The sequence below is a fragment of the Mycobacterium talmoniae genome (assembly GCF_001854525.1).
GTDB classification, from domain to species: domain Bacteria; phylum Actinomycetota; class Actinomycetes; order Mycobacteriales; family Mycobacteriaceae; genus Mycobacterium; species Mycobacterium talmoniae.
The window spans coordinates 39,887-60,021 of sequence record NZ_MLQM01000010.1; the positions used below are offsets into that span (position 1 = coordinate 39,887).

Annotated in this window: 21 protein-coding genes; 12 read left to right on the plus strand and 9 right to left on the minus strand. The window is 68.4% G+C overall.

Features of this window, described 5'->3' with window-relative positions:
• Positions 1-52 precede the first annotated feature (52 nt).
• Positions 53-1,762, plus strand: a complete 1,710-nt coding sequence (gene ilvD, locus BKN37_RS03895; protein ID WP_071021796.1) for a dihydroxy-acid dehydratase — start codon at positions 53-55, stop codon at positions 1,760-1,762.
• Between the two features lie 108 nt (positions 1,763-1,870).
• Here the strand turns inward: ilvD and BKN37_RS03900 are convergent, their stop codons facing one another.
• On the minus strand, positions 1,871-2,314 hold the full coding sequence (locus tag BKN37_RS03900) for an SPW repeat protein (protein ID WP_071021800.1): 444 nt from the start codon (positions 2,312-2,314) through the stop codon (positions 1,871-1,873).
• A 129-nt stretch (positions 2,315-2,443) separates the two neighbouring features.
• Complete coding sequence (locus BKN37_RS03905) at positions 2,444-3,103, minus strand: O-methyltransferase (protein WP_071021804.1); 660 nt, start codon at positions 3,101-3,103, stop codon at positions 2,444-2,446.
• Positions 3,104-3,259: 156 nt separating this feature from the next.
• On the opposite strand from BKN37_RS03905, the gene mymT reads away from it, so the two are divergent.
• Positions 3,260-3,415 carry a copper-binding metallothionein MymT gene (gene mymT / locus BKN37_RS03910; protein ID WP_071021808.1) on the plus strand — a complete coding sequence of 52 codons (156 nt, stop codon included), beginning with the start codon at positions 3,260-3,262 and terminating at the stop codon, positions 3,413-3,415.
• Between the two features lie 57 nt (positions 3,416-3,472).
• Here the strand turns inward: mymT and BKN37_RS03915 are convergent, their stop codons facing one another.
• Genes BKN37_RS03915 through BKN37_RS03925 form a run of 3 tightly spaced genes read right to left on the minus strand, consistent with a single transcriptional unit; the run spans position 3,473 to position 5,607 of the window.
• On the minus strand, positions 3,473-3,976 hold the full coding sequence (locus BKN37_RS03915; RefSeq protein WP_071021812.1) for a TIGR04338 family metallohydrolase: 504 nt from the start codon (positions 3,974-3,976) through the stop codon (positions 3,473-3,475).
• The gene (locus BKN37_RS03920) at positions 3,973-4,722 is read right to left on the minus strand and encodes a DUF2786 domain-containing protein (protein WP_071021815.1); all 750 of its coding nucleotides are present in this window, start codon (positions 4,720-4,722) and stop codon (positions 3,973-3,975) included. Before BKN37_RS03920 ends, BKN37_RS03915 begins: the two co-directional genes overlap by 4 nt.
• 45 nt (positions 4,723-4,767) lie before the next feature.
• Positions 4,768-5,607: an alpha/beta hydrolase gene (locus BKN37_RS03925; protein WP_071021819.1), complete on the minus strand. Its 840-nt coding sequence runs from the start codon at positions 5,605-5,607 to the stop codon at positions 4,768-4,770.
• Between BKN37_RS03925 and BKN37_RS03930 the strand changes: the two genes are divergently transcribed.
• Positions 5,555-6,637, plus strand: a complete 1,083-nt coding sequence (locus BKN37_RS03930; RefSeq protein ID WP_083341555.1) for a sigma-70 family RNA polymerase sigma factor — start codon at positions 5,555-5,557, stop codon at positions 6,635-6,637. The two genes, BKN37_RS03925 and BKN37_RS03930, sit on opposite strands and share 53 nt — an antisense overlap.
• Before the next feature lie 16 nt (positions 6,638-6,653).
• Here the strand turns inward: BKN37_RS03930 and BKN37_RS03935 are convergent, their stop codons facing one another.
• The gene (locus BKN37_RS03935; protein ID WP_071021825.1) at positions 6,654-7,556 is read right to left on the minus strand and encodes an endonuclease domain-containing protein; all 903 of its coding nucleotides are present in this window, start codon (positions 7,554-7,556) and stop codon (positions 6,654-6,656) included.
• A gap of 101 nt (positions 7,557-7,657) precedes the next feature.
• Entirely contained in the window at positions 7,658-8,791 is a 1,134-nt protein-coding gene (locus BKN37_RS03940) for an NAD(P)H-dependent amine dehydrogenase family protein (RefSeq protein WP_083341556.1), read from the minus strand.
• A 72-nt stretch (positions 8,792-8,863) separates the two neighbouring features.
• Here BKN37_RS03940 and BKN37_RS03945 point away from each other — a divergent pair, with 72 nt between their 5' ends.
• The 6 genes from BKN37_RS03945 (at position 8,864) to BKN37_RS03970 (ending at position 15,082) form a co-directional block, all read left to right on the plus strand.
• Positions 8,864-9,703: an IclR family transcriptional regulator gene (locus tag BKN37_RS03945; RefSeq protein WP_071021828.1), complete on the plus strand. Its 840-nt coding sequence runs from the start codon at positions 8,864-8,866 to the stop codon at positions 9,701-9,703.
• 84 nt (positions 9,704-9,787) lie between these two features.
• The gene (locus tag BKN37_RS03950) at positions 9,788-10,528 is read left to right on the plus strand and encodes a glucose 1-dehydrogenase (protein WP_071021832.1); all 741 of its coding nucleotides are present in this window, start codon (positions 9,788-9,790) and stop codon (positions 10,526-10,528) included.
• Between the two features lie 68 nt (positions 10,529-10,596).
• Positions 10,597-11,721, plus strand: coding sequence for an NDMA-dependent alcohol dehydrogenase (locus tag BKN37_RS03955; protein ID WP_071021836.1), 1,125 nt, complete (start codon positions 10,597-10,599; stop codon positions 11,719-11,721).
• 37 nt (positions 11,722-11,758) lie between these two features.
• Positions 11,759-12,481, plus strand: a complete 723-nt coding sequence (locus tag BKN37_RS03960) for a pirin family protein (protein WP_071021839.1) — start codon at positions 11,759-11,761, stop codon at positions 12,479-12,481.
• 2 nt (positions 12,482-12,483) lie between these two features.
• The gene (locus BKN37_RS03965) at positions 12,484-13,839 is read left to right on the plus strand and encodes a DUF3533 domain-containing protein (protein ID WP_083341557.1); all 1,356 of its coding nucleotides are present in this window, start codon (positions 12,484-12,486) and stop codon (positions 13,837-13,839) included.
• A gap of 166 nt (positions 13,840-14,005) precedes the next feature.
• Complete coding sequence (locus BKN37_RS03970; RefSeq protein WP_071021842.1) at positions 14,006-15,082, plus strand: phosphodiester glycosidase family protein; 1,077 nt, start codon at positions 14,006-14,008, stop codon at positions 15,080-15,082.
• Positions 15,083-15,178: 96 nt separating this feature from the next.
• On the opposite strand, the gene BKN37_RS29720 is transcribed toward BKN37_RS03970, so the two are convergent.
• Together BKN37_RS29720 and BKN37_RS03980 are read right to left on the minus strand one after the other, a co-directional pair.
• Positions 15,179-15,958: an Mce protein gene (locus tag BKN37_RS29720; RefSeq protein ID WP_242657070.1), complete on the minus strand. Its 780-nt coding sequence runs from the start codon at positions 15,956-15,958 to the stop codon at positions 15,179-15,181.
• 218 nt (positions 15,959-16,176) lie between these two features.
• Entirely contained in the window at positions 16,177-16,779 is a 603-nt protein-coding gene (locus BKN37_RS03980) for a hypothetical protein (RefSeq protein WP_071021846.1), read from the minus strand.
• A gap of 340 nt (positions 16,780-17,119) precedes the next feature.
• Here BKN37_RS03980 and BKN37_RS03985 point away from each other — a divergent pair, with 340 nt between their 5' ends.
• The 3 genes from BKN37_RS03985 to BKN37_RS03995 all read left to right on the plus strand — a co-directional run.
• A complete protein-coding gene (locus BKN37_RS03985; RefSeq protein WP_071021876.1) occupies positions 17,120-17,983 on the plus strand; it encodes an MlaE family ABC transporter permease in 864 nt (287 codons plus the stop codon).
• Between the two features lies 1 nt (position 17,984).
• The gene (locus tag BKN37_RS03990) at positions 17,985-18,842 is read left to right on the plus strand and encodes an ABC transporter permease (RefSeq protein ID WP_071021849.1); all 858 of its coding nucleotides are present in this window, start codon (positions 17,985-17,987) and stop codon (positions 18,840-18,842) included.
• Positions 18,843-20,135: MCE family protein (locus BKN37_RS03995; RefSeq protein ID WP_071021853.1), on the plus strand; the 1,293-nt coding region annotated here is incomplete at its 3' end.

The following is a 20,135-nucleotide window of genomic DNA, read 5'->3' on the forward strand; positions in this document are numbered from 1 at the left end:
TAGGGTATCTAAATCGTTTTGCCCAGCTAACCGGTCCAGGCATACTGGCACGGTGACATCCAAGGCCGCATCGACCGTCGACATCAAACCCCGCAGCCGCGACGTTACCGACGGGCTGGAGAAGGCCGCCGCGCGCGGCATGCTGCGCGCCGTCGGGATGGGTGACGATGATTTCGCCAAGCCGCAGATCGGGGTGGCCTCGTCGTGGAACGAGATCACCCCGTGCAACCTGTCCCTGGACCGGTTGGCCAAGGCCGTCAAGGAGGGCGTGTTCGAAGCCGGCGGCTACCCGCTGGAGTTCGGCACCATCTCGGTGTCCGACGGGATCTCGATGGGCCACGAGGGCATGCACTTTTCGCTGGTGAGCCGCGAGGTGATCGCCGACAGCGTCGAAACCGTGATGCAGGCCGAGCGCCTCGACGGCTCGGTGCTACTGGCCGGCTGCGACAAGTCGCTGCCGGGCATGCTGATGGCCGCCGCCCGGCTGGACCTGGCGGCGGTGTTCCTCTACGCCGGCTCGATCCTGCCCGGCCGGGCGAAACTGTCCGACGGCACCGAACGCGACGTCACGATCATCGACGCGTTCGAGGCGATCGGGGCCTGCGCCCGCGGGCTGATGCCCCGCGAGGACGTCGACGCCATCGAGCGGGCCATCTGCCCGGGCGAAGGCGCGTGCGGCGGCATGTACACCGCCAACACCATGGCCAGCGCCGCCGAGGCGCTGGGCATGTCGCTGCCGGGCAGCGCCGCGCCCCCGGCCACCGACCGCCGCCGCGACGGCTACGCCCGCCGCAGCGGTCAGGCCGTCGTGGAGTTGCTGCGTCGCGGGATCACCGCCCGCGACATCCTGACCAAGGAAGCCTTCGAAAACGCGATCGCGGTGGTGATGGCGTTCGGCGGCTCCACCAACGCGGTGCTGCACCTGCTGGCCATCGCCCACGAGGCCGGGGTGCAGTTGTCGCTGGCGGACTTCAGCCGGGTCGGCGCGCGCGTGCCCCACCTGGCCGACGTCAAACCCTTTGGCCGCCATGTCATGTTCGACGTGGACCGGATCGGCGGCGTGCCGGTGATCATGAAAGCGTTGCTCGACGCCGGGCTGCTGCACGGCGACTGCCTGACGGTGACCGGACAGACCATGGCCGAAAACCTCGCCCACATCGCTCCCCCGGATCCCGACGGCAAGGTGCTACGCGCGCTGAGCGACCCGATTCACCCGACCGGCGGCATCACCATCCTGCATGGTTCGCTGGCACCGGAGGGGGCCGTGGTCAAGTCCGCCGGCTTCGACAAGGACGTGATCGAGGGCACGGCACGGGTTTTCGAGCGGGAGCGCGCTGCGCTGGACGCCCTGGAGAACGGCACCATCACCGCCGGCGACGCGGTGGTGATCCGCTACGAGGGCCCCAAGGGCGGGCCCGGGATGCGGGAGATGCTGGCGATCACCGGCGCCATCAAGGGCGCCGGGCTGGGCAAGGACGTGCTGCTGCTCACCGACGGCCGGTTCTCCGGGGGCACCACCGGGTTGTGCGTCGGGCACGTGGCGCCCGAGGCGGTGGACGGCGGCCCGATCGCGTTCCTGCGCGACGGCGACCGGATCCGGCTTGACGTCGCCAACGGCACCTTGGACGTGCTGGTCGATGAGGCGGAATTCGCGGCGCGCCGTGCCGGTTTCACGCCGCTGCCCCCGCGCTACACGACCGGTGTGCTGGCCAAATACGTCAAGCTCGTCGGCTCGGCCGCGGTCGGCGCGGTCTGCACGTAGGCAGCAGTTTTCCCCGCGAGCAGACGCAGAATCGCATCAGATCGCATCGCGGCGTGCGATTCTGCGTCTGCTCGCCGGGGGACGGCTCGCCGGTAGGGACGTGACCCGCTACGCGTGCTCGGTCGCCTCGCTACGGGCCCGCATCCCGAAATACACCGCGGTCAGGCCCAGCGCCATGAGCAGGCCACCCGCGATCACATTCGACCAGATCATGCCGGCGGTCGGCGAGACCCCGGACAGGACCCACGGCGAGATGACGAGCCAGAGACCGAATACCGGCAGTGTCCAGGTCATGCCGTGGGTGCGGTCCAGCGCCGAGGCGAAGCAAAACGCCAGCACCGCGACCGTGATCCCGACAATCAGATCGTTGCGCGCGAGCTCCCTGGTCGCGCTGAATCCGACGATCCAGGGTGAGAGGGCCGCGTACACACCGGTCAGCAACGTCAAACCGAAGGTGAACTGCGCGGTCATCGACTCGGCTGCCCGGTCGTAGTTCGCCCGGAGAGCCAACAAATCCGGGTGGTGATCAATTGATGAATGGACTGTACTCATTTCGCAACCTTTCTGTTACGCAGCAAGCAGATTGGCGCTCGCTGCACCCATCCATCTGCTGCCAGGTTACGCTCGGCGCTCAGCCGCCAGCAACGAAAATCGGCCGACCCCCAGGCCGCCGACCTGGGCTTATTGCACCACGGCCAGGGCGAAGCCGTCCCAGCCTTTGACCCCGACCGTCTGAATGGCGGCGGCCTGCAGCCGGGGGTGCTCCCCCATCGCGACCAGCGTGTCGTGGCTGGCCCGCGCCGTTGCATCGTCGCTGGCCGGTTCGAGCACCGCGCCGTCGCGAATGACGTTGTCCACCACGATGACCGACCCCGGGTGGCTCAACCGGACCGCCCACTCCAGGTAGGCCAGGTTGTTCTCCTTGTCGGCGTCGATGAACACTAGGTCGAAGGACTCGCCGTCCAGCGTCGGCAGCGTGGTCAGGGCGGCGCCGACGTGCACCTGCACCCGGTCGGCCACCCCGGCCCGCTCCAGATTGGCCTTGGCCACCTCGGCGTGCTTCGGCTCGTACTCCAGGGTCACCACGGCGCCCCCCGCTCCGACGGCGCGCGCCAGCCAGATCGTGCTGTAGCCGCCGAGGGTGCCGACTTCCAGGATGCGTTTGGCGCCCGTCGCCGTCGCCAGCAGATTCAAGAACTTGCCCTGCTGCGCCGACACCGCGATGGAGGGCAAACCCGCCGCCTCGCTGGCCCGCAGCGCCTCGGCCAATGCCGGGTCGTCGCCCACCAGCGTGCGGTCCAGCAGGGCATCGACGTCACGGGGGGTCGCTTTTTCGGTCATGCCGTCAACGCTAACGCCTCGCCACACCCCCCGCGACTCGTTAAATCCGGGGCTTTACTCCATACCCCTATGGGGTATACAGTCGGAGCTGGTTGTACCGCAGCGGCCATAACCAACCCGAGATATCCAGATCCCCTCCGGGGGCCGACCAAGGAGATGCCGCAGATGAGCAGCTACGAACAAGGAACCGTGTTGACGTGCACCCATGAAGGGTGCGGGTGCCGGGTCCGCATCGAAGTCGAATGCCACTGCACCGAGTCCAGCGACGCCTACCAGTGCACCTGCGGCGCCGACCTGGTCCCCGTCAGCTGACACGCTCAAACCCCAAGTCGCCCAGGCTTACCCGACGGTAGGCCTGGGCGACGGGTGCTAGCGCACCCCTTCCTTGGCGTACACCACCCGCAGCACGTGGCCGACTTCGGCGCCCATCACCAACTCGGCCAGCGTGCACAGCGTCGCGACGAACTGCGGCCCGTGCGCCGGCTGCGCATCGCACAGGTGATGGGCGACTTCGTGCAGCACCACCAGCTCGCGCATCGCCCAATCGGCGCAGTCCCGATCCGGTACGGCGATGACGCCGGTGCCATCGCGGTTCTCGTAGTGGGCCGCGGTGGCGCCCCGGCGAGCGCGGACCGTCAACGGCGGCACCGCCGGCCAGCGCTGCCGCACCGACGGCAACGCCAGCACGAGGTCGACGTAGCGCTGCACCGCGGCCACCGATCCGAACCGGGCCTCGGGGGGCAGCGTCAGCTGGGTGCCGAAGAACTCGACGACCGGCGCGCCGTGCTCGGCGGCCCGATCGAACAAGGTCCGGACGAACTCCTCGGCGGCGTAAACCTTGGCGCGCTGCGCGTCTCGTTCCGGGTCGGTCACCGGTCCAACGCGGTGCGCGCCGCCGACAGCTCCGGGTCGTGGCCCAGCCGGGCCCGTCGACCGGCCCGGTCCCCGGCCCGGCGCGCCGCCGACGAGTACCCGGCCGAGGCGCGGGCCGCCCGCCAGGTGCCGCGCGCCTGCGACGCGCTGCGGTAATAGTCGTGCAGCTCGATCTCCTTGTCGCGCAGCGCCAGAGCGGTCCCCGGGCGGCGGCTCCGGTCCTCGGTCGCTTCGCGTTGGGCCTCGTCGCGGGCGTCGGCCAGCCGCTGCCCGATCCGCGCCCCGAAGGCCAGCTGGAAGTTCAGCCGGGCGGTGATCGTCGGGGTGGGGCGATGCGCACCGGAGCCGATATAGGCGTCGGAGGCCCGCACCATCTGGACCACCAGGCTGGCGTACAGCGCGTGTGAGGCGTCGATGTCTTCGGCGAACCCGTAGGCGTAGACGAAGGTCGAGTTCGACGCCACATCGCAGCGCACGTCGTTGGCCGCGGCGATCACCACGAACAACTGCACATAGGTCCGCAGCCCCTTGGTGCCGGCGGCGCCGATGGTGATGGTGCGCTGGATGGGCCGCTGCGCCGCGGACCGCTGGGCGCCGTGCGCCCGCGCCACCGCCAGGTCGATGGAGGTCGCGGTGGCCAGCCGCTGCGCGGCCGCCAGGAACGCCTCGGCCTCGTGCAGGTTGTCGGTACCTTCGGCTTGGCGCAGCAGCGCGGCGATGCGCGCCAGCATCTTGTCGTCGGTCATACCGGCCAAGCTAGCCGACCGCCACGACGGGGCGCCGACCTCAGTTCACAGCCGGGCGTCGAGCCAGGACACGACGTCGTCGAGCACCTGGTCGCGCTCCGGCTCGTTGAACACCTCGTGATACAGGCCCGGATAGATCTTGAGCTGCGCCTCGGTGGACACCGCACAGGCGACCAGCCGGCGGCTGCCCTCCACGGGGATCAGCCGGTCCTCGCCGCCGTGCACCACCAGCAGTGGCGCGGTCACCGCCGCCGCCCGCCGGGGCATGGCCTCCCCGACCAGCACCAGCGCCCGGGCCACCCCGGCGGGCACCTTGCCGTGATGGACCAGCGGGTCGGTGTCGTAGGCGGCCACCACCTGGGGATCGCGCGACACCGCCGACGAATCGAGTTGCTGCACCGGCAGGCCCGGGGCGATCACCCCGAGGACCTTGGCGGCCACCACCAACGGCGGCGGCACCTGGGACTGGGCCGCCACCGCCGGGCCGGACAGCACCATCAGCTGGTAGTCCTCCGGGTAGTCGACGCCGTAGGCGAAGACGATGGCGCCGCCCATGCTGTGCCCGAGGACGATCCGGGGCAGACCTGGATGTTCGTGGGCGGCGATGCCGACCAGGGTGCGAAAGTCGCCGGTGTACTCCGACATGTCGCTGACCCGGACGCGTTTGCCCCCGGAGCGACCGTGGCCGCGGTGGTCCAGCGCATAGGTCACCAACCCGGCCGCGCCGAACCGCTGCGCGACGTGGTCGTAGCGGCGGGCATGCTCACCGAAACCGTGCGAGAGCACCACCACCGCGCGCGGCGTGGTGTCGGGGGTCCAGACGTCGTAGACGATGTGGACGCCGCCGACACCGTCGAAGCTGTGTTCGACCCGGGTGGTAATCATCAGCTCGAAGCGTAACCGCCCGCGTGTCGCCGTTCTGCGTAAGCTCGGTCGCGTGAGCCTGCCGGCCGAATCCCTGGACGCCGCCGAGGGCGCGGATTTTTCCGCCCGCGTCGAACCGTACCGCCGTGAACTGCTCGCCCACTGCTACCGGATGACCGGGTCGCTGCACGACGCCGAGGATCTGGTGCAGGAGACCTTGCTGCGGGCGTGGAAGGCCTACGACCGGTTCGAGGGCAGGTCCTCGCTGCGGACCTGGCTGCACCGCATTGCCACCAACACCTGCCTGACCGCGCTGGAGGGTCGGCAACGCCGGCCACTGCCGACCGGGCTGGGCGCCCCCAGCGCAGACCCGACCGCAGACCTGGTGGAGCGCACCGAGGTGCCGTGGTTGGAGCCGCTGCCGGATCCCGTCGACCCGTCGGAGGTGGTGGGCACTCGGGAGTCGGTGCGGTTGGCGTTCGTGGCGGCGCTGCAGCACCTGTCCGCGCGCCAACGCGCGGTGCTGGTGCTGCGGGATGTGCTGGGCTGGAAGGCCGCCGAGGTGGCCGGGGCGATCGGCGCATCCACCGCCGCGGTCAACAGCCTGTTGCAGCGGGCCCGCGCGCAACTCGACGTCGTCGGCCCCAGCCCGGACGACCGGCTGCAACACCCGGACTCCCCGGAGGCCCAGGACCGGTTGGCGCGCTACATCGCCGCCTTCCAGGCCTACGACATCAACGCGCTGGTGGGGCTGTTCACCGCCGAGGCGATCTGGGAGATGCCGCCGTTTACCGGCTGGTATCAGAGCCGGGAAGCGATCGCCACGCTGATTCAGCAGCAATGCCCGGCCCAGGCGCCCGGGGATATGCGGCTGCTGCCGGTGACCGCCAACGGCCAGCCCGCGGCGGCGATGTACATGCGCGATCCGGCCGGGGTGCATCGCGCATTCCAACTGCAGGTGCTCGACATGGGGCCCGACGGGGTGTCGCACGTGGTGGCCTTCCTGGACACGTCCGTGTTCCCCAAATTCGGCCTGCCCGCGTCCCTCTGAGCCGCCGAGTGGCCAGTTATGACACGTTTTTCAGGAGAAAGCGTGCGATAACTGGCCACTCGGCGCCGGCGGCATGCAGCGCCGCACACGTCCGTTCCACAATCACGTGCGGTCGATACCGCAGCATTTCCGCGCTGACGCGGATGATGATCCAGCCCAGGGCCAGTAGTTTGGCGTGCCGGTCAATGTCGTGGGCGCGCCGCGCGGGATCGGTCCAGTGCTGTTCCCCGTCGTACTCGACGGCCACCTTGAACTCCTCGTATCCCATATCCAGGCGCGCGAACACCGCGCCGAACTCATCGCGCACCCGGATCTGCGTCTGCGGCTTGGGTAAACCGGCCGTGACCAGCACCAACCGAGTGCGGGTTTCCTGCGGTGACTCGGCGCCGCCATCGACCAAGTCCAGCACTCGGCGCAGCTGGACGATGCCGCGGGCGCCGCGGTGGTTGTCGGCGAGCGCCTCGACGTCGGCGGGTACGAGATCGGTCGCCTGAAACAGCGCATCGAGCCGGACCACGGCGCGTTTCCAGCCCGCCCGCCGCCCCAAGTCGTAGGCGGTGCGCGCCGCGGTCGTCACGCGAATCCCGTTGACGAGGCACACCTCGTCATCACCCAGCTCGTCGCGGTGCATCAGGATGCCGTCGGCCGCCTTCCCGTTACGGCGATACAACTCGGCCGGCAGGTCGGCGTCGATCCACTGCGAACCATGCAACGCAGCCGCCGAAAGCCCCGCCGCGGTTGCCTGGCGATCCGACCACAGCCACGCCGCCACCGCACGGTCCGTCGGAGTCAGCTGCTGATCGTTCGCCAAATACACGTTGCGGTAGATCGCCCGGTAGTAGGTAGCTAGTGCGCGCCTGCTGACCGTCCCCGCCGCCAATGCCTCGGTGCCAAGAAAAGGTCCTTCGATTGCCCCCATGCGCCGACCCTGCCACCAGGGTCCGACACGCCCGTCGAGTGGCCAGTTATTGCACGCAAATCGACGAAAAATGTGCAATAAGTGGCCACTCGGCGCCAAACCTAAAAAAGCCGACTATCCGGGGGCGGGCCGGGGACGGGGCGGACCAGGCCGGCCCCGGTGACCAGCGGCAGGTCCAGTGCGGACAGCAACCCGGGCGCCGCGGCGCACACCGCCGGGATGGCGTTGACCATCCGGCACGCCCCGGCGATCCGCGCCCCCAGGTCGTGATCGTGGTCGTCGGCCAACTCCAACTCGCAACGCACACTGGGTGATCCGTCGATCTCGACCCGGTAGACACCGCGCCCCGACGCCGCCCCGTAGCCGAGGTCGCGCGGCGGAATCGAAATCTGCGGTTGCGGCCAGTCCGGGGCGATGTCGTCGCGCATCCGGGTGACGTGGTCGACGACGAACGTCGGTGTGCCGTCGACGTATCCGGTCAGCACCGAGCGCATCGCCGCGATCGTCCCGGCCGCGATATGCCCGGTGGGGGTATCGAACGCCGCGTCGGTGGCGACCCGCTCGACCTGCTCCTCGACGTTGTCGATCCGCACCCCGAGCCCGGTGGCGAGTTGGTGCAGCACCGGCCCCCAACCGAAGGTGAACACTCCGGGGGCGGCGGCGATCGGGGTGACCTCGGGCGGCTTGCCGAAGCCAAGGATGTCGTAGACCGCGCCCGGGTCGGGGTAGGTGGCGTAGTTGAACATCTCGGTGACCCGCACCGACGTGATCGACCGGGCCACACCGGAAAGCACCAGGGGCAGCACATCGTTGGCGAAGCCGGTGTCGATGCCGGTGGTGAAGAACGATGCGCCGCCGGTCAGCGCGGCCTCGCGCAGCGGTTCGGTGAGCGCGGCGTCGACGGCGTCGGGAAACACCAGCGGCACCACCGAGCAGGACACCACGTTCTTGCCGGCCCGCAGCAGCGACGCCATGTCCTGCACGGCCTCCAGCGGCCGCAGGTTGGCGGCCGCGGCGTAGACGACCGCGTCGGCATCCCCGGCCAGCAGCGCGGCGGGATCCTGGGTCGCGGGCACGCCGACCGGGTCCACCCCGCACAGCTCCCCCGCGTCGCGGCCGGCCTTGGCGTCGCTGTGCACGACGAGGTCGACCAGCTCGAGCTCCGGGTGGTCGATCACCGCGCGCAGTGCGATCACGCCCATCGAGCCCGGACCCCAGACACCGACCTTGATCACCGTTCCTCCTACTATTAGGATGCGCTGTAAGATAATTTGGACGAATCGTAGGGTGGGCCTCCGGAGTCGTCAATGGTGAAATCCCCGCCGACGCGGCGCGTGGTGGCGGTGCTGACCGCCCTGGCCGAGGCGCCGCGCGGCCAGACGTCGGCCGAACTCGCCCGCGGTTGCGGCATCACCACCTCGACGTGCGCGCTGTTGCTGGCCGAGCTGGAACACGCCGGCTGGGTGGCCCGCCGCGACGACCGCCGCTACGTCCTGGGCAGCGGATTGTTCGGGCTGGTCCACGGGCTGCGCACCCAATTTCCGCTGCTGGACCGCGGCCGCGACGCGCTGCTGTCCTTACACCGCACCCTGGGCGCGGCCTGCTCAATGTCCAAGATCGGCGACCGCAACCTGGTCACCGTCGACGCGGTGGGCCACGCCACCGAGGGCGAGCACGCCGTAGGTCAACGCTTCCCGATCGATCCCCCGTTCGGGCTGGTGGCGATGGCCTGGCGCGACGAGGCCAGCGTCGACGCGTGGCTGCGCGGGGTGACGCCGCGACTGACCGCGGCCGACCTCGATCGGCACCGCGCGGTGCTGGCCGATATCCGCGACCGCGGCTACGGAGCGTGGCGGTTCGACGAGACCCACGCCGGCCTGCACGACCGGCTAACCGCCGTGCTCGCGTCGATGGAGCCCACCGCGCGGCTCACCCGGCAACTCAGCGCGCTGATGACGATGGTGACCCTGCGCTCGGTCACCGGCACGCTGGAACGCGACTTGCCGGCCACCGAGTTCGTGGTGGTGCCGATCTTCGGCGGCGACGGCCAGCCGGAGTATCAGATCGAGATTCACCTGGGCCGCAACCAGGGGCTCACCCTCGATGCACTCGACGCCGCCCTCGCCGCGGCAACGGCCCTCTTTTAGCGCCGAGTGTGGGGTTGTGTCACGCTTCTGCCGGCACAGCGTGCCTCAAGACCACACTCGGCGGCGGGCAGGGCGGAGGAAGTCATGGGCAGAGTCGACGGCAAGGTCGCGGTGATCAGCGGCGGGGCCCGCGGAATGGGCGCCGCGCACGTCCGGGCGCTGGCCGCCGAGGGCGCCCAGGTCGTCATCGCCGACATCCTGGACGCCGAGGGCACCAGGCTCGCCGACGAGCTCGGCGGCCAGGCCCGCTTCGTCCACCTCGACGTCACCCAAGCCGATCAGTGGCAGGCCGCGGTCGTCGCCGCCGTCGCGCAGTTCGGCAAGCTCGACGTGCTGGTCAACAACGCCGGCATCGCCCGGTACCAGACGATCGAGAACTTCGACCTCACGCAGTGGCAGCAGGTCCTCGACGTCAACCTCACCGGCACGTTTTTGGGGATGCACGCCGCCGTGGCGCCGATGAAGACCGCCGGGGGCGGATCCATCATTAACATTTCGTCGGTGGAGGGGATGCGCGGCAGCCCGGCCCTGTACGGGTACGTCGCGTCGAAGTGGGGGGTGCGGGGCCTGGCGAAGGCCGCCGCCGTGGAGCTGGCGCCGCACGGCATCCGGGTCAACACCGTGCTGCCGGGTCTGGTGCGGACCCGGATGACGATCGCCATCCCCGACGACTCGCTGCAAATCCCGCTCGGTCGCGGGGCCAAGCCCGCCGAGGTGTCCAGCACGGTGGTGTTCCTGGCCTCCGACGAGTCCGGCTACATGACCGGCGCGGATCTGGTGGTCGACGGCGGACTGTCGGCCGGGATTCCGCACAAGATGACATAGCGGCACGTTTACGCAGCTAGAAAGGCCAATCTGCGTCTGTTCTGGAACGTGTTCTATGATCACGGGTCATGAAGACCAAGGGCGCACTGCTGTGGGAGTTGAACTCGCCGTTTAAGGTCGACGAGATCGACCTGGGTGATCCGGTGGACGACGAGGTTCAGATCCGGATGCATGCCGCGGGCATGTGCCACTCGGACTACCACCTCACCACCGGCGCCACCCCGATCGGGCTGCCGGCGCTGGGCGGCCACGAGGGCGCCGGCGTCATCACCAAGGTCGGCAAGAACGTGACCGGCCTGGCCGAGGGCGACCACGTCATCCTGGCGTTCATCCCGGCCTGCGGCGCCTGTCCGCCCTGCCTGAAGGGTTTCCGGTCGCTGTGCGATCGCGGCGCGGTGCTGCTGGGCGGCAAGGCCATCGCCGACGGCACCAACCGGATTCGCGCCGGTTCGCACGAGGTGTCGCCGATGAACCTGCTGGGCACCTTCGCCCCGTACATGACCGTGCACAAGGATTCGGTGGTCAAGATCGACCCGGACGTGCCGTTTGAGTCCGCGGCGATCATGGGCTGCGCGGTGCCGACCGGGTTCGGTTCGGCCACCAACGTCGCCGAGATCCAGCCCGGCGAAACCGCGCTGATCGTCGGCGTGGGCGGCATCGGGATGAGCGCGCTGCAGGGGGCGGTGCTGTCCGGCGCCCGGCACGTCATCGCGATCGACCCGGTGGAGTACAAGCGCGAGCAGGCCATCAAGTTCGGCGCCACCCACGTGTTCCCGTCCATGGCCGAGGCCATCGTGCCGGTGATGGAGCTGACCTACGGCCTGATGGCCGATAAGACCATCATCGCGGTCGGCGAGATGCGCGGGGAGATGCTCGAAGAGGCGATGACGCTGACCGCCAAGACCGGCACCTGCGTGGTGACCGGCATGGGCGCCATGACCGACGTCGACGTCAAACTCAACCTGTTCCTGTTCACGATGTTGCAGAAGACGTTGAAGGGCAACATCTTCGGTGGCGGCAGCTCGCACATCGAGACGCCGCGGCTGGTCGGCCTGTACAAGTCCGGGCTGCTGAAGGTCGACGAGATGGTGACCAAGACCTACAAGCTGGAAAACATCAACGACGGCTACCAAGACATGATCGACGGCAAGAACATCCGCGGCGTCATCACGTTCGACGAGTCCGACTGGTAATTCCGTGGCGGTGCGGCTGGGCCTAGCCTAGAGAGCCATGAGCACCGTCGACGTCCGGCGCGCCGCGGACCGATCCGCCACCACCACGTCGTGGCTGAACTCACGGCATTCGTTCTCGTTCGGCGACCACTACGACCCGAACAACACCCACCATGGGCTGTTGATGGTCAACAACGACGACATCGTGGCGCCCGGCAGCGGCTTTGACACCCATCCGCACCGCGACATGGAGATCGTCACCTGGGTGCTGCGCGGCGAGCTGACCCACCGCGACTCCCTCGGCAACTCCGGGGTCGTCTACCCCGGTCTGGCCCAACGCATGTCCGCCGGGACCGGGATCCTGCACTCGGAGAAGAACGACTCCGCCGACAAGCCAGTGCATTTCGTGCAGATGTGGGTGGTGCCCGACGAGCCCGGCGGCGACCCGGGATATCAGCACGCCGAGGTCGACGAGGCCCTGGCCGGCGGCGGCCTGGTACCGATCGCCTCCGGCATCCCCGGCCGCGACGCCGCCATCACCATCGGCAACCGACGGGCCGCGCTGCACTGCGCCCGGCTGTCGGCGGGCGACGGCGTCGCGCTGCCGGCGGCCCCGTACCTGCACCTGTTCGTCACCCGCGGCCAACTCGCGCTGGAGGATGCGGGCGAGTTGTGCGAAGGTGACGCGGTGCGATTCACTGCCTGCGACGGTCGACGGGTCACCGCCGTGACGCCCGCGGAGATCCTGGCCTGGGAGATGCACGCGGGGCTGGGCGGCTAACGGTGCCCGACCCAGCACGCCACGCACCCCCCAACCCGACCGCCGGTCTCCGCACGACACGAACGGTGCGGTTCTGGGCGGCACCGATCGTGCTGGCCCTCGCGCTGCTGGCCGCGTTGGCCGCGCTGTATCTGGGCGGCATCCTCAAACCGACCAGCAACCTGCGGCATTTCCCGATCGCGGTGGTCAACGAGGATGCCGGACCCAGCGGGCGGCAGATCGTCGACGGGTTGGTGTCGGCGCTGGACGCCGAGAAGTTCGATGTCCGGGTGCTTTCCGCCGCCGACGCCGTCCGCCAGTTGGACACCGCGCAGGTCTACGGCCTGGTCGCGATCCCGCCGGATTTCTCGGCCAAGTTCCAAAACGTCGCCAAGAGCGCGATCAGCCCCGGCCGCGTCGACCGTCCGGTGATCACCATCTCGACCAACCCACGCGCCGGGTCGCTGGGCGCCACCATCGCCGGCCAAACCCTGAACCGGGCGATCAGTGCGGTGGATGTTAAGGCGGGAGAACGGCTTTCCGCACAGGTGACGCAGCGCGCCGGGGGTGCGCCGCTGGCCGGTGCCGTGTCGATGGTGCTCGCCAGCCCGATCAATATCCACAACACGGTGCACAATCCGCTGCCGGACGGCACCGGAAACGGGCTGTCGGCGTTCTACTATGCGCTGCTGCTGCTGTTGGCGGGCTTTACCGGCAGCATCGTGGTCAGCACGCTGGTGGATTCGATGCTGGGCTATGTGCCGGCCGAATTCGGCCCGGTATACCGCTTCGCCGAGCAGGTCAGCATCTCCCGATTCCGCACCCTATTGGTCAAGTGGGCCTTGATGATTGTGCTGGCGCTGCTGACGTCGGCGGCGTATCTGGCGATTGCCCACCGGCTCGGTATGCCGATCCCGCACGGCTGGGCGCTGTGGGGATACGGGGTGTTCGCGATCGCCGCGGTCGGCATCACCTCCACGTCGTTGATCGCGGTGCTGGGTTCACTGGGGCTGCTGGTCAGCATGCTGGTGTTCGTGATCTTGGGCCTGCCGTCCGCGGGCGCCACGGTCCCGCTGGAGGCCACCCCGCCGTTCTTCGGCTGGCTGGCCCGATTCGAGCCGATGCACCAGGTTTTCGTCGGCGCCCGGGCGCTGCTGTACCTGGACGGCCGGGCCGGCTCGGGCCTATCGCATGCGTTGGCGGTGACGACGATCGGACTGATCCTCGGATTGCTGTTGGGCGCGGTGGTGACCCGCGGCTACGACCGCCGCGGCTACCACCGGATCCACGCGGTGGCCGAGGGCGACGCCGCCGCCCCGCAGCCGCCGACGTCGGATATCGCCGACCCCGGGTGGAGCGGCAATTCCGTCATCCGCTAGGCCGCGACGCTCGACAGCGCCCGAAGGCCTCCGCAAACCATAAGGGGCAGAACGTAATTGCCCTGGAGCCAAACCGACGCCCAACCGTTACAAATGTTGACAGTGTGATTGTTGTGGTTATTGTGTTGTTTGTCGGAGTGACCTTAGTAGCGCCGAAAGGGCCACCGTGTCGAGTCCAGCCGCACTATTTCGGCGCCTCGCAGCCGGCTGCGCTGCGGTCGCGCTGGGGATGACGCTGGCGGCTCCGGTGGCACGGGCGGAGAGCCGCGACCTGCTGGCCGACGCGATCGCCACCACCCGCGGCTCGTACCTGGTGTACAACTTCGGCGCCGGTCATCCCGCGCCCATGCTCAACGCCGCCGGCAACTGGTACGACGGCACCAGCGGCGGCCACCTGATGATCATCAAGGCGGCGTCGCAACGACTTTCACCGCACCTGCTGGTCGACAGCCACGCCGGCTACCAGGCCCGCTGTGAACGCACCCCCGGAGCCCGCACCAGCGAGGGCCTGCGGCAGGCGGCCGAAACCTATTCCCCGCTGCAGGCCTGGCAGGTGCTGGGCCAGCCCACGATCGCGATCAACGCCAACTTCTTCGACGTGCGCGGCCAGCAGGGCGGCTCGTGGCGCTCGACGGGGTGCAGCTCCCCGCTGGGTGTCTACGTCGACAACACCCGCGGCCAGGGCCGGGCCAACCAACCGTTGACCGGCACCATCCCGTATGCCGGCAAGCAGGGGCTCTCCGGCGGAAATGAGCACTGGAGCGCGCTGGCGACGATGATCCTGCCGACCTCGGGCGCGCCGTCGATGTTGTGGCCCAACGGTGGCCGCGACGGGGGCGACTACGACGCCGCCGGCCCGGTCGTCACCGGGTTGGTGGAAAAGGGGCAACGATTCGTCGCGGTGAGCGGGCTGGGGTTGTTATCCCCCGGCAACACCGGCCAACTCAACGACGGCGGTCCTAGCGCGGCGCGCACCGCGCTGGCCTACTCGCGGCCCAAGGACGAGATGTACGTATTCCAGGGCGGCAGCTACACCCCGGACAATATCCAGGACCTGTTCCGCGGCCTGGGCAGCGACACCGCGCTGCTGCTGGACGGCGGCGGATCGTCGGCGATCGTGTTGCGGCGCGACACCGGCGGGATGTGGGCCGGCGCCGGGGCGCCGAAGGGCTCCTGCGACACCCGCCAGGTGCTCTGCGACTCCCACGAGCGCGCGCTGCCGAGCTGGCTCGCGTTCAACTAAGCAGCGCGAGCGGTCCCCCAGAGGGGGTGCCCCCAGCAAAAGCCCCCATTTCGCACCGAAATTAGGGGCTTTTGCGTCTGCTCGTGGGTATAGCGCTTACGGCATCTCGAGCTTGCTGGCCAGCCACCGGCCGTCGACCTTCTCCATGGTCATCGTGATGCGGCTGCGATCCAACTGCGGTTGGGGCACCGCGGCGTTGCTCACCGACTGGTCGATGAACAGCACCACCACCACCTTGTTCTTGGTGGCGGACTTGACCGCCGCTTCGATCACCGTGCCGTGCGCGACGGCCTTGTTCTCGATGAGCAACTGCCGGAGCTGTTCGGTGGACTGGGTGTACATGTCCTTGAACTCACCGGTCGCGCCGTCGATGACTTCGGCGAAGTTCTTGTCGATGGCGTTGGGATCAATAGTGGTCAACGCCAGGGTGAATTTTTGGGCCGCCTCGAGCGCTTGGGCGGCGGCGACGTCTTTCTGGTGCTGCTGGTACAGCAGCCAGCCCTCATAGCCGGCGCCGGCCAGCACGAGGACCAACACCGCCGCCGCGAGCCACCGCCGCAGCGACGTGCGCCGCCCGCCGTCGTCGCGGGAATCGGACCCGACCCGGGACTTCCGCTTCCACCACCGCGCCGGTTTCGCCGACTTTTCGGCGGCGCCCTCCTCGGCGTCCGGGGGTTCGTCGTCCGATTCGGGGTCGGCGGAGTCGTCCGTCGGTGTCTCGTCCGCCGCCGCGTCTTCGACTGTTACGTCCGAGTTTTCGGTTAGTTCTTCCGGTTCTTCGGTCGGGTTGTCGACGACTTCATCCCTCTCAGCGTCCTTGTCGCCCGTGTCCGGATCGCCGGTGCGTACCGCCGCGGTATCTGTCGAAGACTTCACCTCAACGAACCTCCCTGTGATCTCCGCCCGGAATCGGTCACCGCGAGCCATCTAGCGCCGTACCCCGGCGCTCAACCCGGACGGTGGTCGGGACATCCTGACCGGCAAGCCATAGCCCGCCACTCACATCCCGCGTTCTGGTTGGCCACCATACGGGTTAACCGGGGCTGCCGATAGTAGTTGTCGGGTCGCGCCTCGGCCACTTGCCAACGCGGCCGTCAATTACAGGCGCCCGAATCCCGTAACGCGTTGCCCCATCCGGCGGCGTGAACGATATGCGCGTGCGTAACCCCGGACGGTTCCTTGCGTTTCATGCTGTCGGCGATGCTCGAGAGTTGAAAGAGCACGCTGGTCATCTGTTCACCGCCGTAGATCGGCGAGTACGGGCCGAAGTTGTTCGGGGTGTTCCGGATGGTCAGTGGCTGCAGCCGCGGCGCCAAGAAGCCGGTCGACTGGTCGATGTTGGCGACCACCGCGTTGACCTGCGACTGCACACCGGAGTACACGTCGTGGTTGTCACCGAGGACGCGGTTGACGTCGTTGATCTGACCCATCAGCGGGTCGAACTGCGCGGCGAACCATTGGCAGGAGTCCGACATCCCGCTGATCATCTCCGGTGTCACCTTCTCTGTGAATGTGCTGTACGGCCAGATCTCCGAGTGCGGTGACCAGTCGGAGGGCCCGGGGGTGAACACCGGCAGCGGTGGTGGCGGGCCTGAATCGGCCACTGCCGGACCGGATGTCAGCAGTGCGGCCGCGGCCAATGCGCAGCCGGTGCCCAGTGCGGCGGTCCCGCGCTGTCGCACATTTTTCGACACCATTGGCATCCTCCCAGGGCTTGCATCTGTCGACCGCCCGTCTTCGCCGATCATCTTGCCCGAATCGGCCACACCAGGTCGCCGGATGGCCGAAGATGGCCAGATGGGGGCGTCTCAGCGGGACCGCGTAGATTGCCTTGGACGCACCGGTTCGGGCCGCCCAGACCTCCTGATGCCAGTCGTCCAAAATTGGTATTGCAGAAACCTACCGCAGGGTAAGGACGGCCGTTAACATGTCCGCCGTGGATCACCCCGTCAGCGCGCAGCAGCCGGCACTGCTCACCGCGGCGTTGTACAGCCGCCGGTGGACGGCCACGGCCGGTTGCGGCTCGGGCAGCAGCACATGACCACCCAGGAAGAGCAGCAGCCCGCACGGGCGTCCGACGGTGTGGCCGCCATCGAGGAGTGGACCACCGGGTACGTCAAGCGGCATCCGCTGGCCTCGTTGACCACCGTCGGCGAGCAGTACGTCTTGGCGGTGCGCACCGTGCAGTGGTTCTTTATCGATCTGTTCACCGGCCGGTTTCAGTGGGGCGAGTTTTTGCGGCAAGGCGCGTTCATGGCCGGCACCGCGGTGTTGCCGACGATTTTGGTGGCGCTGCCGATCGGGGTGACGCTGTCGATTCAGTTCGCGTTGCTGGCCAACCAGGTGGGTGCGACGTCGTTGGCCGGTGCGGCCGCCGGGCTGGCGGTGATTCGGCAGGCCGCCTCGCTGGTGGCCGCGGTGATGATGGCCTCCGCGGTGGGGTCGGCGATCACCGCCGACCTGGGCTCGCGCACCATGCGTGAGGAGACCGACGCCATGGAGGTGATGGGGGTGTCGGTGATCCGCCGCCTGGTGGTGCCGCGTTTCGCGGCGGCCATCATGGTCGGGGTGGCGCTGACCGGGATCACCTGTTTCGTCGGCTTTTTGGCCAGCTACCTATTCAACGTCTATTTTCAGCACGGCGCGCCGGGCAGCTTCGTGGCGACGTTCTCCTCGTTCGCCACGCCGGAGGACATGATCGTGGCGCTGCTCAAGGCCATCGTGTACGGGGCGATCGTGGCGATCGTGGCCTGCCAGAAGGGGCTGTCGACCAAGGGCGGTCCGACCGGGGTGGCCGACTCCGTCAACGCCGCTGTGGTGGAGGCGATCCTGCTGCTGATGATGGTCAACGTCGGCATCAGCCAGCTCTACAACGTGCTGTTCCCGCGGACGGGGCTGTGACATGACGGCCACCCCTTATGTTCCCGCTCTCGCCCGACCGTTTCTCGCGGCGTATCGCCGGGCGTCCAAGCCGGCCATCGTGCTGGGGCACATGGTGGTGTTCTTCGTGCGGGCCGCTGTCTCGGTGCCCGCAGTATTGCGGTCCTACCGCAAGGAGTTTCTGCGACTGCTGTCGGACATCGCCTGGGGCAACGGCTCCATCGTGGTCGGTGGCGGCACCGCCGGGGTGGCGGTGGTGCTCGGGTTCACCGCGGGCGCGCTGGTGGCCATCGAGGGCTATAACTTCTTGAACCTGCTCGGGCTGGGCCCGGCCACCGGCATCATCTCCTCGCTGGTGAACACCCGCGAATTGGCACCGCTGATGGCGTCGCTGGCGTTCGCCATGCAGGCCGGGTGCCGGTTCACCGCGCAGCTGGGCGCGATGCGGATCGCCGAGGAGATCGACGCCCTGGATTCGATCGCGATCAAGCCCATCCCGTATCTGGTGACCACCCGGCTGATGTCCTCGATCATCGCCGTCATCCCGCTGTATGTGGCCTGCCTGGCGATCACCTACCTGACCTGTCAGGTCGCCACCGGGGTCATCAGCGGCGGATCCATCGGCCCCTACCTGCACTACTTCACCATGATGCTGTCGGGTAAGGACATCATCTACTCGGTGATCAAATGCGTGGTGTTCGTGTGGATCTCGTCGACCATCCAGTGCTACTACGGCTTCTACGCCAGCGGCGGGCCGGAAGGCGTCGGGGTGGCCGCCGGGCACGCCATGCGGGCTTCCATCACCGTGGTGATCATGTTCAACATGCTGCTGACCATGGCGCTGTGGAGCATCGACGCCGGCGCGAGGTTTGGTGGGTAGATGGGTAATTCGCTCGATCTGGACGGCCGCGGCCCCACCGACCAACAGCTGCTCGGCTACGGGCTGGCCATCTTCGCGGTGATCATCGCGGTCACCGCCACCCTGCTGTACAAATCCACCGGCCGGCTCAACGAGTACGTGCGGGTGGTCGCCGATTTGCACAACGTCGGCGACGGCCTGCCCAGCCAATCCGACGTGAAGTACCACGGGCTGCTGGTCGGCTCGGTCAAGGACGTCACCCCGGCGGCCTACGGCAAACCCAACTACGTGTACATCGACCTCAAACCCCAATACGCCAAAGACATCCCCGCCACCGTGACCGCGCGGGTGGTGCCGTCCAACGTGTTCGCGGTGTCCTCGGTGCAACTGGTCGACCCCGGTGAGGGGCATCGCGGCGCCGCCATCGGCAACGGCGCCCACATCCCCGAGGAGGACCCCAACAAGCTGCCGACGGTGATCTTCCAGAGCACCATTTCCAAGCTGCGCGACCTCCTCGCCGCGACCGGGCGGGGACGCGAGGACCACACCCTTGGCATTCTGGCCGCCGTCGGGGAGGCCACCGACCGTAAGCGGACCAAGCTGCTCACCGCGGCCGGTCAGCTGACCCACATCCTGAACGAACTCGACGCCATCGTCGCCACCGACCCGGAGGCCCCGTCGACGGTGTCGGCGCTGCTGGACGCGACCCGCGGGTTGCAGGACACCGCGCCCGATCTCGTCGACGCCCTGCACGAGGCGATCAGACCGATGCAGACCTTCGCCGAGACCCGCGCGCAGCTGGAATCGTTGATCGCCGGTTCGCAAAACACGTTGGGCACCACCCGGACCGCGATCGACAACCACATCGACCAGCTGATCCAGATGAGCCATGACCTGACCCCGGCGCTGGGCGTGTTCGCCCAAAACGCGCATCACTTCGTACCGATCTTCACCCGGGTGCATAAGTTGTCCGACCTGTTCTTCGAAAACGTCTGGATTGACGATGTCGACACCGGCAACATGCGGGTGAACCTGTCGCTGACCCCGACCTACACCTACACCCGGGCGGACTGCCCCCGCTACGGCGAGCTCAAGGGGCCCAGCTGTTACACCGCGCCGCTGGTTGCCCAGCGACCCGACCTGCCCGAGTCGATGCTGCCGCAGAATTACCACTTCCCCGCCGGTCTCGAGCCGCCCCGTGGCACCCACATCGGCCCCGACGGCAACCTCATCGCCGACGGGTTCCCGCTGATCAACCCGAACCCGAACCTGGAAGACCCGAATCCGCCGCTGCCGTGGTGGACGGCTCCGGCG